The sequence below is a fragment of the Sphingopyxis sp. genome (assembly GCF_035998905.1).
In the GTDB taxonomy this organism is placed as follows: Bacteria; Pseudomonadota; Alphaproteobacteria; order Sphingomonadales; family Sphingomonadaceae; genus Sphingopyxis.
Window position 1 is genome coordinate 262,724 of record NZ_DASYHG010000016.1, and the last position, 14,458, is coordinate 277,181.

The 14,458-nt window shown below is 64.8% G+C and carries 7 protein-coding genes; 2 read left to right on the forward strand and 5 right to left on the reverse strand.

Annotated features, from left to right (window positions below; translation table 11 throughout):
- Nucleotides 1-192: 192 nt before the first annotated feature.
- Nucleotides 193-3,231, forward strand: a complete 3,039-nt coding sequence (locus VGN62_RS08590; protein WP_327452727.1) for a TonB-dependent receptor plug domain-containing protein — start codon at nucleotides 193-195, stop codon at nucleotides 3,229-3,231.
- Nucleotides 3,232-3,279: 48 nt separating this feature from the next.
- On the opposite strand, the gene VGN62_RS08595 is transcribed toward VGN62_RS08590, so the two are convergent.
- Genes VGN62_RS08595 through VGN62_RS08615 form a run of 5 tightly spaced genes read right to left on the reverse strand, consistent with a single transcriptional unit; the run spans nucleotide 3,280 to nucleotide 13,074 of the window.
- A complete protein-coding gene (locus VGN62_RS08595; RefSeq protein WP_327452729.1) occupies nucleotides 3,280-5,310 on the reverse strand; it encodes a glycoside hydrolase family 97 protein in 2,031 nt (676 codons plus the stop codon).
- Nucleotides 5,303-6,952, reverse strand: a complete 1,650-nt coding sequence (locus VGN62_RS08600) for an alpha-amylase family glycosyl hydrolase (RefSeq protein ID WP_327452731.1) — start codon at nucleotides 6,950-6,952, stop codon at nucleotides 5,303-5,305. Before VGN62_RS08600 ends, VGN62_RS08595 begins: the two co-directional genes overlap by 8 nt.
- Nucleotides 6,953-6,964: 12 nt before the next feature.
- Nucleotides 6,965-8,758: an alpha-amylase family glycosyl hydrolase gene (locus VGN62_RS08605; RefSeq protein ID WP_414713260.1), complete on the reverse strand. Its 1,794-nt coding sequence runs from the start codon at nucleotides 8,756-8,758 to the stop codon at nucleotides 6,965-6,967.
- Nucleotides 8,755-10,263, reverse strand: coding sequence for a tryptophan halogenase family protein (locus VGN62_RS08610; RefSeq protein WP_327452733.1), 1,509 nt, complete (start codon nucleotides 10,261-10,263; stop codon nucleotides 8,755-8,757). The genes VGN62_RS08605 and VGN62_RS08610 overlap by 4 nt, the downstream gene beginning before the upstream one ends.
- Before the next feature lie 60 nt (nucleotides 10,264-10,323).
- The gene (locus tag VGN62_RS08615; RefSeq protein WP_327452735.1) at nucleotides 10,324-13,074 is read right to left on the reverse strand and encodes a TonB-dependent receptor; all 2,751 of its coding nucleotides are present in this window, start codon (nucleotides 13,072-13,074) and stop codon (nucleotides 10,324-10,326) included.
- A 319-nt stretch (nucleotides 13,075-13,393) separates the two neighbouring features.
- Between VGN62_RS08615 and VGN62_RS08620 the strand changes: the two genes are divergently transcribed.
- The gene (locus tag VGN62_RS08620; RefSeq protein ID WP_327452737.1) at nucleotides 13,394-14,428 is read left to right on the forward strand and encodes a LacI family DNA-binding transcriptional regulator; all 1,035 of its coding nucleotides are present in this window, start codon (nucleotides 13,394-13,396) and stop codon (nucleotides 14,426-14,428) included.
- Nucleotides 14,429-14,458 lie beyond the last annotated feature (30 nt).

Consider the following 14,458-nt stretch of genomic DNA (forward strand, 5'->3'; position numbering starts at 1 on the left):
CTGTCCGCGCGCCTTGGCCGTCGCGATAGCAGGGCCGTACGAACGGATATCATAGAACATAAGAAGGCGGAGCGAGACATCCGCCGGAACAGTCAGGTGGGACAATAGGGTAAGCCGACCCGGCGCTGCGCCGGGACACGCCTCGGGCGGCGTGCGGCTCATCCCTTGGAAATAAAAAGGGGACTGCATAACATGCGTAATCGTGAACAAATTCGCCTGCCGCTGAGCCGAAAGGCTCGCCTCGGCGCCGCCATGACCGCCATCGCGCTGGTCCATAGCGCCCCGGCGCTGGCGCAGGACGCGGCGACCGCCACGACCGAGAATGTCGAAGCGGCGCCGGGCGACCAGATCATCGTCACCGGATCGCGCGTCGCGCGCGACGGCTTCCAGGCCCCGACCCCGCTCGTCGTGCTGACGCAGCAGGATATTCAGAATACGTCGCCGTCGAACAATATCGCCGACTTCGTCAACCAGATGCCGCAACTCGCCGGCTCGACGCGGCCCGCCAACTCGCGCCTCAACATCTCGAACGGCTCGGCGGGCATCAACGCGCTCAACATGCGCAACCTCGGTGAAAGCCGCGTACTCGTCCTCGTCGATGGCCGCCGCTCGGTCGGTTCGACGATCTTCGGCTGGGTCGACATCAACACGATCCCGCAGGCTCTCGTCGATCGCGTCGAGGTCGTTACGGGCGGCGCATCGTCGGCCTATGGCTCCGACGCCGTCACCGGCGTCGTCAACTTCGTCCTCAACAAGAAGATGGAGGGGCTGCGCATCACCGGCGACATCGGCGTCACCGACAAGGGCGACGGTTTCAACTATTCGGGCAGCGTCGCGGGCGGCCTGTCGTTCGCCGATGGTCGCGGCCACGCCATCTTCAACGCCGAGATCGCGCATCAGGACGGCATCTACGAGATCGATCCGAAGGACCGGCCGTGGAACCATCGCGGCTATCTGGCCTTCGCGAACCCGGCCTATGTCGTGACGAACGGCGTCGGCAACGGCCAGCCGGCCTTCATCACCTTCCGCCAGAACGCCGGCCAGACCAACCAGGCGCCGGGCGGTTTCATCACGGGTTCGGCGGGCAACAACAACGGGCTGCGCGGCCTCTATTTCGGCGACAATGGCCAGGTCAACCAGTTCAACTATGGCTCGTTCAACTCGCCGGCGCTGAACAGCGGCTCTGCAGTGACGCGCACCGTCGGCGGCGACTGGCGCCTCAATGATTCGGGCCGCCGCATCGGCCTCGCGCCCAAGGACGATCGCTGGGGCGTCTTTGGCCGCCTCAGCTACGAGGTCGCCGACGGTGTCGAAATCTTCGCCGAAGGGTCGTACAACAAGCAGGAAGTCTTCTTCAACGCCGGCCCCAACCTCGGTTCGGCCACGCTCGGCACGGTCGGCTGTACCGTCGTCCCCGTCCCCACGACCTGCAACGCCTTCGCGCTGCAAACGCTGGGTGCCGCGCGCCTCGCGGGCGTCAACAGCATCAGCATCACGACGACCGCGGCGGACCTGCCGTTCCGCGGCATCAACAACAAGCGCGCGGTGCAGCGCTACGTCGTTGGCGCCGAGGGCGAGTTCGACGCGTTCGACAAGCCGGCGCGCTGGGACGTTTATGGCCAATATGGCCGCTCGGACCTTCGCGAACAGCTCCGCAACATCATGCACGTCGCGCGCATGACCGCGGCGTCGGACGCCGCCTTCGCCCCCGCCGGTAACGCGGGTGGCTATGCTGCGGGCTCGATCCAGTGCCTGATCAACGTCGACGCCAGCACGACCAACAATGATCCGAACTGCGTCCCGCTCAATCGCCTCGGCATCGGCGTCGCCAATCCGGCGGCGATCGACTATGTGCTCGGCGATCCGTATCGCAAGCAAGTGCTGGAACAGTTCGTCACCGGCGCCAACCTGTCGCTGACGCCCTTCGCTACCTGGGCGGGCGACGTCAGCATCGCGATCGGCGCCGAGTATCGCAAGGAGAAGATCCGCGGCAGCGTTCCGCAGGAATTCCAGCCGATCGCGACGGTCGACGGCACCGGGCGGCCCGGCTTCCGCAACGCCTGGTCGGTCGGCAACTATCTGCCCTTCAAGGGCAGCTACAATGTGAAGGAAGCCTATCTCGAGACCGTGGTCCCGTTGGGCTTTGGCCTCGAGTTCAACGGCGCGGTGCGCGCGACCGATTATTCGACCTCGGGCTATGTCACCACTTGGAAACTCGGCGCGACCTGGGCGCCGATCGAGGATATCCGCTTCCGCGTGACGCGGTCGCGCGACATTCGCGCGCCCAACCTGAACGAGCTGTTCCAGGCGGGTACCGCGAACAGCGATTCGGTACGCAACCCCAAATTCGTCGCGGGCGACCCGACCAGCGGACCGCAATTCTTCCCCTATTCGGGCCTCACGACCGGCAACCCCGACCTGAAGCCTGAAAAGGCGGATTCGTGGAATATCGGCGCGGTGATCACCCCGCGTTTCCTGCCCGGCTTCTCGGCGTCGGTCGATTATTTCCGCATCGATCTCGACGATGCGATCGACACGATCACAGCGCAGGAAATCGTCAACCGCTGCGACGAGGGGCGGCAGGAATATTGCGCTGCGATCACCGAGGATCCGGCGCGTGCGCAGCCCGGCCCGCCGCGCGTGCCGTACCTGCTGATCCGCAGCCAGCCGTTCAACTTCGTCAAAAAGCTGGTGCGCGGCATCGACTTCGACGCCGCCTATCGCCTGCCGGTCGGCGGGGACAGCAGCGTCACGCTGCGCGGCACCGCGACGCGCTATATCGAGAATCTCTCGGACACCGGCATCACCGGCGTCACGCCGGTCAACACCGTCGGCGCGAACGGCGGGCAGGCCAGCACGCCGAAGTGGATTTTCCGCACCAGCCTCAACTACGAGACGCCGACCTTCTCCGGCACCCTCGTCGGCCGCGGGGTCAGCTCGGGTAAATATCTGGCCAATGCGATCGAATGCACGTCAGCGTGCCCGACTTCGACCAGCCAGGCACCGACCTATGACAACAACCACGTCAAGGGGACGTTCTACGTCGACCTCAACCTGACCCAGAAGGTCGCCGTCAAGAGCGGCTCGGAGGCGGAGATCTTCTTCAACGTCACCAATTTGTTCGACGCCGATCCGCTGCTGCTGCCCGAAACCGGCCTCGCCGCGAACAGCACCTTCTCGGACCTGCTCGGCCGTACCTTCCGCCTCGGCGTGCGCTTCAAGATGAAGTGACAAAGCCCCGCTGCGGCGTTGACGTGCAACGCCGCAGCGGGTCGTTCCTTATCGGACGGCTGCCAGCCGCATCGCAGCGCCACCGCCCGGAGCGAGCCACAGCTTGTAGGTGTCGCCCTTCTTCACCTTGATTGTCTCATAGGCGATCCGGTGCCGCGCCTCGGTCAGATAGGTCGCGCCTTCACCGTCCCGGTAAATCGTGGCCGTGTAGGTCATGCCCGGTTCGAGGAAATCGAAGCCGAGCGTCAGCGTGCGTTCGGTGCCGTCATTGACCCCGCCGACATACCAGTCGGCGCCCGCGCGGTCCTTGCGTGCGAAGATGGCATAATCGCCGACCGCGCCCGCGATCAGCTTGCTCTCGGCCCAGTCAGCGGGCACCCGCTTGATGAACTCGAGCTCGCGCGGATATTTCTCCAGCGTCTCGGGAAAATCGGCTGCCATCTGGATCGGCGAATAGATGGCGAGGTAAAGCCCGAGCTGCTTGGCGAGCGTCGAGGCGAGCGGCGCCTTGTTCGCGCCCTCAAGGCTCAGCACCCCGGGGGTGAAGTCCATCGGCCCCGACAGCATCCGCGTATAGACGAGCGTCGGGTCATGCTCGGGGCCGTTCGCGAAGGCGCCCCATGCATTATACTCCATCCCGCGCGCGCCTTCGCGCGCGACCCAATTGGGATAGGTGCGGCGCAGCCCCGTGTCCTTGACGGGTTCGTGCGCGTTGACCGCGACATGATATTTCGCCGCGGTCTCGACGACCTTCAGATGGTGCTGCACCTGACGCTGGCCGTCGTGCCATTCCATCCGCGTCTCCCCCGGTGCGTCGCCCGGCGCTATGATCCCGCCCGCATCGGCGACATAGCCCGTCTTGACCGTCCCGACGCCGAGCCGGCCGTATAGCTTCATCGCATCGTCGAGCTGTGCTTCATAAACCGCAATATTGCCGCCGGTCTCGTGATGCCCGATCAGCTGGACGCGCTTCTTACGTGCATAATCGGTGACCGCCTTCAGGTCGAAATCGGGGGTCGCCTCGGTGAAGCTATATTCGTCGCCATGGCCGAACCAGTTGCCATTCCAGCCCTTGTTCCACCCTTCGACCAGCACCCCGCCGAAGCCGTGCTTCGCCGCGAAATCGATCGTCGCCATGGTGCGCTCGGTCGTCGCGCCATGCTTCGGCCCTTCGGCCCAGCTCCAGTCGCCGCGGATCATGCCCCACCAGATGCCGACATATTTCATCGGCTTGAACCAGCTGACATCGCCGAGCTTGTTCGGTTCGTTGAGGTTGAGCTCAAGATCGCTTTCGACCAGTCCCGCTGCGTCGTCGGCGATGCGGATCGTACGCCAGGGCGTCGCGAACGGCAGGTCGCGAATAACACGCGGCCCGCGCGACGAGGGCGACAGCGTCGCGCGGAACTTCTGCCCATCGGCGCGTTTCAGCCACATGCCCGAATAGTCGACGAGCGCCGCCTCGTGGAACGCAAGGTGCGTGCCGTCGTCGAGCCGCATCGTGATCGGCGTGTGCGCGGTCGCGACCGCGTCGATCGGGGTTTCCTGATAGACCTGCTCGTAGCGGTTCCATTCGCCGCCGGGTATCCACCAGGCGGTGCCCTTCGGCGCGATGTCGAATTCGGTGAATTCGTCGGCGATCTTCGCGGTCTTCAGCCCCGGCTGCTCGGGCAGTTCGTAGCGAAAGCCGATGCCGTCGTCGAACAGGCGGAAGCGGACATTCATCAGATGCCCGCCCCAGCTTTCATTCTGGCGGAAACGGACGAGCAACTCGTTATGATGGTCGCGGACGAAGCGGCGTTCGCCCCACGGCAATTCCCACCGCGCGTCGCCCTTCGCGCGCTCGACGCTTTCGATCGCGAAACCGCGCTGAAGGCCGATCCGGTCGGCGAGGATGAAGCCGAGCTTCGACGGCGCGATCAGCAACTTGCCCTTGCGCGACAGCGACCAGGTTGGGCGCTGGTCGTTGTCGGTCGCGACGGTGAGCGTGATCGACCCGTCGGGCGAGGTCGCGGTCGGCGGCGCTTCCTGCGCCGCGGCGGGGGCCGCGACGGCGGCGGCGAGGAGCAACAGGTTACGCATTTTTCGTTTCTTTCATATCGAGCCACAGCGCACCCGCCGGCGGCAATTCTTCCATGTCAGCGCCGTTCACCGTCAGCATCGGCGCGCCGCCCGCCGTGTGCGCGGCGACCGCCACCGGTGCGGCGCCGAAATTGAAGAGGCAGCGGATATGCTGGCCGCCGGCCACCCGGTCGAAGCCGAGCAGGTCGCCCTCGGTTACCCAACGCGCATTCGCGCCGTGCCGCAGCGCCGGGTTCGCATCGCGCAGCGCGATCAGGCGCCGTGTGAGCGCGAGCATCGATTGCGGGTCGGCGTCCTGCCGGTCGACCGCGAGCGCGGCGTGGTCGGCGCCGAGCGGCAGCCAGGGCGCGGCATCGGAGAAACCGGCATGCGCCGCGCCCGCGACCCACGGCAGCGGCGTGCGCGCGCCGTCGCGCGACAGCGTGAGCGGCCAGTTCTTGAGCGCTTCGGGGTCCTTCACCAGCTCGAACGGGATATCGACCTGCCCCAGCCCCAGCTCTTCTCCATTATAGAGGATGATGCTGCCGCGCAGCGCGCAGAGCAGCGCCATCTTCATCCGCGCAAAGGCTTGGCGGTCGACGCCCTCCGGGGTCCAGCGCGACACCGCGCGCGGCGCATCGTGATTCTCGAACGCCCAGCTCGGCCAGCCCGTACCCGGCGTATCGGGCCAGGCATCGGCGGCCTCGCGCACCAGCTTCGGCGTGAGGCGGTCGGCGTAGAGGAAGTTGAAGCCATAAGCGCTGTTGAGCCGCCCTTCGCCCTCGGTGAAGCTCTTCATCTCGCGCAGCGCATCGTCGCCGCCGACTTCGGCGACGGTGAAACGGCCGGGATATTCGTCGGTCAGCGCGCGGATACGTTCGAGGAACAGTGGGATGTCGGGGTGCGACTGATTGTAGATTTTCTGCTGGAAGTCGAACGGCCGCGTGCGCACCTTGTTCGACGGCGGTGCCGGCGGATTGTCGCGGAGTTCGGGGTCGTGCATCGAAAAGTTGATCGCATCGATGCGGAAGCCGTCGACGCCGCGGTCGAGCCAGAAGCGCACGACCCCCAGCAACGCATCCTGCACCGCGCGGTTGTGGACGTTGAGCTGCGGCTGGCTGGCGAGGAAATTGTGCAGATAATATTGGCCGCGCCGCGCGTCCCACGTCCATGCCGGGCCGCCGAACACCGACTGCCAGTTGGTCGGGGGCGAGCCGTCGGGCTTCGCGTCGGCCCAGACATACCAGTCGGCCTTGTCGCCATGCTTGCCCGCACGGCTTTCGGCGAACCATTGGTGCTGGTCGGACGTGTGCGCAAACACGAGGTCGGTCGTGACCTTCAGCCCCAGCCTGTGGGCTTTCTCCACCAGCGCGTCGAAATCGGCGAGCGTCCCGAAAATCGGATCGACCCCGCAATAATCGGCGATGTCGTATCCGAAATCGTCCATCGGTGAGGGGTAGAAGGGCGACAGCCAGATCGCGTCGACGCCGAGCGAGGCGATATGGCCGAGCCGCGCGGTGATGCCCGCGAGGTCGCCGACGCCGTCGCCGTTCGAATCGGCAAAGCTGCGCGGATAGACCTGATAGATCGCCGCGCCCTTCCACCACGGGGCGGCGGGGCTGGTTGCGATCTGGTCCTGAACGAGGGGGCTGGTCGTGGTCACGCGTACTTTCGCTTATTCGCTGGCCTGGCAGATGGCGGTGCCAAAGGCGGGGATGGAAAGATGGATGCTGCCCGGCGCGGCAGGGCTTACCGGGCAATCGCCATGGAGCGCGGTAAAGCCCGCGCTTTTCATATCGATGGCAATATTCGCCGACAGCGACGCCGCCGACGTATTGAACGCGAGCAGCACTTCGCGCCCGGTGTCGGGATCGAAACGCGACACCGCAAGCAATCCGGGCTTGTCGGAGAAAGCGCGAACCTTCGTCGCCCCGCGCGTCAGCGCGGGGGTCTTACGCCGGATTTCGGACAGCGCCGCGATGTGGCGATAGAGCGGATGCGCGGGATCGAAATTGGCGGTCGCCGTCGTCGCATCGCTGCCGATCAGGTCATTGTCGTTATAGGCTGCGACCTGTGACGCGAACATATCCTCGCGCGCGAGCTGGTCCTTGTCGTCGGAGACGAAGCCCTGCTCGTCGCCATAATAGATGGTCGGCACCCCGCGCAGCGTCAGCAGCATCGAATGGCCGAGCATCACCCGATGAAGCAGTTCGGGTTCGCTCGCCCCCAGGTTCGCCTGCTTAACAAACATCGCAAAACGGCCCATGTCATGGTTGCCGAGGAAGGTCGGAAGCTCCTGCGCCCCGCCTGCTCCGCCCTTGTAGAGCGCATCGCCGTCGAACAGCTTCGCGAACTGTTCTGTGCCTTTCGTCCCGCTCACCGCATCGATCGCCGCGCGCGCGAAACCGAAGTCGAGAACCGCCGGGAGGCCCGCTGCATGCGTGTACCAGGCGAGCGCGCCCGGATCGACGGCATCGACATAGACTTCGCCGAAGATGTGGAAATTCGGAATGCCGCGCGCCTTCGCGCGCGCCAGCATCGCGGGCACGAACGCCTGCCAGAATTCGGGGTTCACATGCTTCGCGGTATCGATGCGGAAACCGTCGATCCCGAATTCGTCGATCCAGCGGCCGTAGATGTCGATGAAGCCCTCGACGACGCGCGGATTCTCGGTCGCAAGGTCGTCGAGCCCGGCGAAGTCGCCATAGAGCGATGATTCGCCGACCCAGTCGCTGTTGCCGCGATTATGGTAGTAAATCGGGTCGTTGAGCCAGGCGGGGACCTTCACCTTCTCCTCGCCCTTCGGCACGACGGGCGTATAGGCAAACGCCGGATCGGTCAGTTTCTGCCAGTTGCCGGCGTCGGCGACATGGTCGCCCGCGAAACCCGGATTGATCGGCGCGCCGTTCACGCCGCCGCGCCGCGAAGCGGGATAATCGGCGAGGCTGCGATAGCGGAAGCCTTCCCCCGCGCCCTCCTTATAGGTGATGACGTCGGCGGTGTGGTTGGCGATGATGTCCATATAGACCTTCATCCCCCGCGCGTGCGCCGCATCGACGAACGTCTTGAATTCCGCATTGGTGCCGAAATGCGGATCGACCTGTGTGAAGTCGGTCACCCAATAGCCGTGATAGCCCGCGCTCTCGTCGCCTTTCGCTCCCTGCACCGGCTTGTTCTTGAAGATCGGCGCGAACCAGATCGCGGTGACCCCCAGGCCCTCGATATAATCGAGCCGTTTCGTGAGCCCCGCAAGGTCGCCGCCGTGGAAGAAGCCCTTGGCCGAAGGGTCGTAACCGGTCGCGAGCCGGTCGCCCTTGAGCCCACCCCGGTCATTCTTCGGATCGCCATTCTCGAAACGGTCGGGAAGGACGAAATAGATCACCTCGTCTTCGGGCGGCCGCTGGCGGAAATCGCTGGCCGGTCCCGCGGCGCCGAGGGTCATTGCGAGTATCGATGCCAAAAGGCTCATGCGGGCACTCCTGCCGCGCAATGCTGCGCGATAAAATCCTCGTGGGCGGGTAGCTGCGACGCAGTGCGCGCGACGATCGTTTCCACATCGGCGAAAAAACCCGCCAGCTCGTCGCGCGTCAGCTGGTCGGCCATCGGGTGATAGCCGCGCGGCACGATATTCTGGCCGGTCAGGACCTGGAACCAACCGATTTCGACGAACAGCTCGTCGGCTTCGCGGACGATCTGGCCCTGACTGCGGAACAGCGCGATCTTCTGCGCCAGCGTATCGGGGATCGCCATCTCGCGGCAGCGGATCCAGAAGGGCGAGTCGGTGCGCTCGTTCGCGTGATAGTGGAGAATGACGAAGTCGCGGACGCGCTCGTAGTCGAAGCGGACGCGCCGGTTATAGGCATCGATATTGGCGGCGTCGAAATCGCGGTCGGGAAAATGCGCGAGCAGCTTGGCGATGCCGTTCTGGATCAGGTGGATGCTCGTCGATTCAAGCGGCTCGAGAAAACCCGAAGCGAGGCCGAGCGCGACGACATTGGCGTTCCACGCCTGCTTGCGCATGCCCGTCCTGAAGCGCAACGTCCGCGGGTCGGCGAGCGGGCGGCCTTCGATATTGGCGAGCAGGGTTGCGGTCGCTTCATCCTCGCTGATGAAATCGCTGCAAAAGACATGCCCGTTGCCGGTCCGGTGCTGGAGCGGGATGCGCCACTGCCAGCCGGCCTTGTGCGCAATCGCCCGCGTATAGGGCCGCGCCGGGCCGACATTTTCGCTCGGCACCGCGATCGCGCGGTCGCAGGGGAGCCACTGCGTCCAATCCTCGAACCCGGTTTCGAGCGCACCTTCGATCAGCAGCGCGCGAAAGCCCGAACAGTCGATGAAAAGCTCGCCTTCGATCGCGGAGCCATTTTCCAGCACGACGGCTTCGACATGGCCGCTTTCGCCGCCCCGCCGGACGCTGGCAATCTTGCCTTCGGTGCGTTCGACCCCGGCCGCCTCGGACACCTTGCGCAGATAGGCCGCATAGAGCGCGGCGTCGAAATGAAAGGCGTAGGCGATGCCGTCGAGGCTGGTGTTCGGGATTTGCGGCAGCCGTGCAAAGCGGTTCTGCCGCCCTGCGGTTTCGTTCAGCGAATAATCGCCGAGCCGACCCGCGGCACCCTCATTCCGGCCGCGAAGCCAATATTGCTGGAACGGCAGCATGCCGAGGCTGCGGCCGATCTGGCCGAAGGCGTGCGTATAGACGTCGCCGATCCGGCCCCAATCGTGAAACTGGATGCCGAGCTTGAACGTCCCGCCCGTTTCGCGGATGAACTCATTCTCGTCGATGCCGATCAGCGCGTTGAACAGGCGGATCGCGGGGATCGTCGCCTCGCCGACCCCGACGGTGCCGATCTCGTCGCTTTCGACCAGGTGGATCGACAGATTGTCCATCGTTCGCGACAGCGCCGCGGCGGCCATCCAGCCCGCGGTTCCGCCGCCGACGATGACGACCTTCGTGATGCGGCTGTCGCCCACCCTGTTCCTTCCCTTTCGTCCGGAAGCGGGCCGGACTTGCCGGCCGGCCCGCCGATCCCGTCAGAACTTATAGGTGATGCCGGCCATGAAGTTGCGACCATAATTCTGATAGTCGCGGATCTGGCGCGGGTCGTTGTTGTAATAGGTCACGAACGGCTCGTTGGTCAGGTTCGACGCCTGGAACAGGATGCCCAGCCCTTCGAGCGCGCCGCTCTGGAAGGTATAGCCGATCTGCGCGTCGACGACGAATTCGCTCTTTGCCATGAACATGTCGCGCGCGAGGCTGATCGTCGACACCTCGGCAAGGAACTTCGAACGATAACGACCCGACGCCCGCACTTGGAAGCCGTCCTTTTCGAAATAGGCGGTTCCGTTGATGACCCATTTCGACAGGCCGGGCATCGAGATCGGATCCTCGCCACCTTCGCGCACGCGGCTCTTGGTATAGGAGGCGCTGCCGAGCACGCCGAAGCCGTCGAGCGACTGGGTGAAATTGGCGAAGGGCAACGAGAAGGAGGCTTCGGCGCCATAGATGCGCCCGGCGTTGCCGTTCAGCCACTGCTTGCTGAGGCCGGCGCGCGTGCCGACCGTTCCGCCATCGGGGACCTCGAAATCGGTGAAGTCGAACGGATTGACCTGCCGATAGATGTAATTTTCGAGATATTTGTAAAAGCCGCCGATCGAGACATAGCCGCCCTGCCCGAAATATTTCTCGAGCCCGATATCGACCGTGTCGGCCATCAGCGGACGCAGCCGTGCGTTGCCGAGGTCGAGCGACCAGGGCGAGGCGTTGACGTCGGTGTTGTTGCGCTTCGACGTGTCGAAATTGACGCCGCCGCCGGGCTTCAGCTGATCCATGCGCGCACGTGCCAGCACGCGGGCGGCGCCGAAGCGCAGGAAAGTGTTGTCGGCAAATTCGACCGACAGGTTCAGGCTCGGCAGGATGTCGGTATATTTGGTACCGTCGGTGACGGGGGTCGACTGGGTCACGCCGCCGACGACCTGCGCATAGAAGCTCGATCCCGTCTGGTCCGAGTGGACGATCTGGACGCCGACATTGCCGCGGATCGGCGTACTGCCCGCATCGGCGTCGAAATTCGCCTGCACGAAGCCGGTGAGCACCTTTTCGCGGATCGTATAGTCGTTGAACACACGCGCCGGATCGAAGCCCGCGCCGTCGGTCAGCGTATAATTGCCGTCGTTATAGTAACGCCAGCTGTCGAACGCGACCATGCCCGGGATGCCGATGAAGTCGAGCGACACCGGATCATAGAGATAGTCGGCGGGTACGGCGGTATTCGCGGGATAATTTTCGCTGGTCAGCACGAAACCGCGGTCGTCGAGGCTCTTCTTGCGGTCCGAATAATTGGCGCCGACACGGATGCTGCTGAGCACGCCGTCCAGTTCCTGCGTCGCCTGCACGCGCAGCGATTTCAGTTCGTCCTTGATACGCGGCGTGTTGACGAAACCGTCCTGGCAGTTGGGCACCGCGCCGCCGCAGCTGTTCCAGCCCTGCGGGTCGGTGATCACGAACAGATTGGGGTCGGAATAGTCGAGCGACGGGTCGAACATGATGCCGCCCTTGCGGCGCATCTCGAAGCCCAGCGCGGTTTCGCGTGCACCGACGCCTGCGCCGCGGCCGGTGCCGAGATAGATTTCGAGATTTTCCTCGGTCTTCTTGACCCGCGAATAGCCAAGATCGAGTTCGAGCGTCAGCTTCTCGTTCGGTTTGAACTGCGTGTTCCAGCCGCCGGCGATTATCGTCGAGTTGCGGTGGACGACGTCGTTGCGCATCACCGCCTCGGTGCCCGTCCACACACCCTTCGTCACGAGCCCGTCCTCGATCGTGAAGCCCGGCTGGAGCGTCGAATTGCCCCAGAAAAGCGGGAATTCGATGCCGCGCAGGCGCTGCTCGTCCTTGAACTTCGACCAATAGCCGTCGATCGTCGTGTGAAACTTGTCGCTCGGCTGCCATTCGACGACCGCCATCACGCCGTCGCGCTTGAGCTCGTTCGATTTCACATAGGGCTTGGCGCCGCCGATGATGAAGCCGGTGTTCGTGCCATCGGTCGCCTCGGGGTAGCCCCACGCGTTGAAACGCTCTTCGGCGGTCGGCGACTGCATGCGTGCATAGCCGATCGCCCAGCCGAGCGTGCCGTCGGCATTCTGGTCGATGTACGAGATATTGGCGCGGTAGCCCTTGTTCGAAATATCGGGGTTGAGCTTGCCGAGGTCGTTGATTTCGAAGCGCGCCCCGGCCGCGATCGCGCGCTTGCCATAGGCGAGCGGACGCACCGTGCGCATGTCGATCGTGCCGCCGATCGCCTGCCCGATCAGCGACGCGTCGGGGGTCTTGTAAACGATGGCGCCGTTGAGCAGTTCGGACGGATATTGGTCGAGCTCGACGCCGCGGTTGTTGTTCGCCGAAACCTGTTCGCGGCCGTTGAGCAGCGTCGTGGTAAAATCGGGGGCGAGGCCGCGGATCGACACGACATTGGCGCGGCCATCGAGGCGCTGCGTCGCGAGGCCCGGCAGGCGCGAGAGCGATTCGGCGATCGAGAGGTCGGGCAGCTTGCCGATATCTTCGGCCGAGACGACCTCAACGATCGAGGTGCTGTTCTTCTTCGCCTGGACCGAATTGTTGATCGCGCTGCGGATGCCGCTGACGACGATCTCGCCTTCGGCCGGCGCCTCATCGACGGGGGCCGTGCCGGCGTCTTGCGCCATCGCGGCGCCGGGCATGAAAGCGGTCAAGGCAAGGCCGAGCGCGATGGCGCTGGCACCGCGGCGAAGATTGGTCGGCATGGTCATAGTGGCTCCCCTGGCACGGACGGGCGGTCTTGACCCATGCACCGGGAGGGGGGCCGCAAGGCGTCCGTCAGGCTCCTCTCCGGCACGTGGGCTTTACCCATCTTGAGCCTCGCAATTGAAACCAATCACGCCGCGCCGCCATAGGGTATACGTATACGCATAATATGCAGTGGGGTACCGTGTCGCCGAAATGTCACGCTTTTGCGCCTGTCGCCGCGGCATCGGGGCCCATGCAAATTCTTGGCATCGACCGGACCAATCGCTAGGCTCGCAGCAAGGCAGCCGCCAGCGACAAGGCCGCCATGACCGGGAGACGAGCATGGGGCGCCAGCCCTCCGCCAAGCCGACGAGCTTCGATATCGCCTATCTGGCGGGCGTCTCGCAGCCCACCGTGTCGCGTGCGCTGCGCGGCAGCAAATCGGTGAGCGCGGCGACGCGCGCGAACATCGAACGCATCGCGCGCGAACTCAACTACACCGTCGACAAGAACGCCTCGAGCCTGCGCTCGCAGCGCACGCACACGCTTGCCCTGCTCTTCTTCGAGGACCCGACTCCCGACCAGTCGATGATCAACCCCTTCTTCCTGTCGATGCTCGGATCGATCACGCGCCAATGCGCGCTGCGCGGCTATGACCTGCTCATCAGTTTCCAGCAGATGCACAACGACTGGCACGTCGCCTATCAGGACAGCCACCGCTCCGACGGCATCATCCTCCTCGGCTACGGCGACTATCAACTCTATCGTTCAAAGCTCGAGCATCTGGTCGAAATGGACACCAAGTTCGTGCGCTGGGGATCGGTGTCGGACGACAGCATCGGGCTGACCGTCGGGTCGGACAATGTCGGCGCGGGGGTGCAGGCGGGCCGGCACCTGATCGAGATCGGGCGGCGCACCATCGCCTTCCTCGGCGATGCGTCGGACCATGCGCCCGAATTCCAGGACCGCTACGCCGGGCTGTGCCGGGCGATGAAGGCGGCGGGGCTGTCGCCCGACCCCGCGTTGCAGCGCGACGCGGTATCGTCCGAGGAATCGGGCCACGCCGCGGCGCGCGCGCTGCTCGCGAGCGGGCGGTCTTTCGACGCCATTTTCGCGGCAAGCGACCTGATCGCGATCGGCGCGATGCGCGCGCTGACCGAAGCGGGACTTCGCTTGCCGCACGATGTTGCGATCATCGGCTTCGACGACATCCCGGCCGCCAACCTCACCTCGCCGACGCTGACCACCGTGATGCAGGATATGAAGAGCGCTGGCGAACTGCTTGTCGACGCGCTGCTCCGCCGCCTCGACGACCTCCCCGTCGAGCGCGCAGTCCTGCCCACACGATTGATCAAGCGGCAGAGCACCGCGGTTTAACGTATTCGTATACGCACCCGCCGCGCGGCT

Excerpts from the sequence above, each read along its gene's own strand:
- VGN62_RS08590 (WP_327452727.1), top strand. The coding sequence starts at position 193 with ATGCGTAATCGTGAACAAATTCGCCTGCCGCTGAGCCGAAAGGCTCGC.
- VGN62_RS08595 (WP_327452729.1), bottom strand. The coding sequence starts at position 5,310 with ATGCGTAACCTGTTGCTCCTCGCCGCCGCCGTCGCGGCCCCCGCCGCG.
- VGN62_RS08605 (WP_414713260.1), bottom strand. The coding sequence starts at position 8,758 with ATGAGCCTTTTGGCATCGATACTCGCAATGACCCTCGGCGCCGCGGGA.
- VGN62_RS08615 (WP_327452735.1), bottom strand. The coding sequence starts at position 13,074 with ATGACCATGCCGACCAATCTTCGCCGCGGTGCCAGCGCCATCGCGCTC.
- VGN62_RS08620 (WP_327452737.1), top strand. The coding sequence starts at position 13,394 with ATGGGGCGCCAGCCCTCCGCCAAGCCGACGAGCTTCGATATCGCCTAT.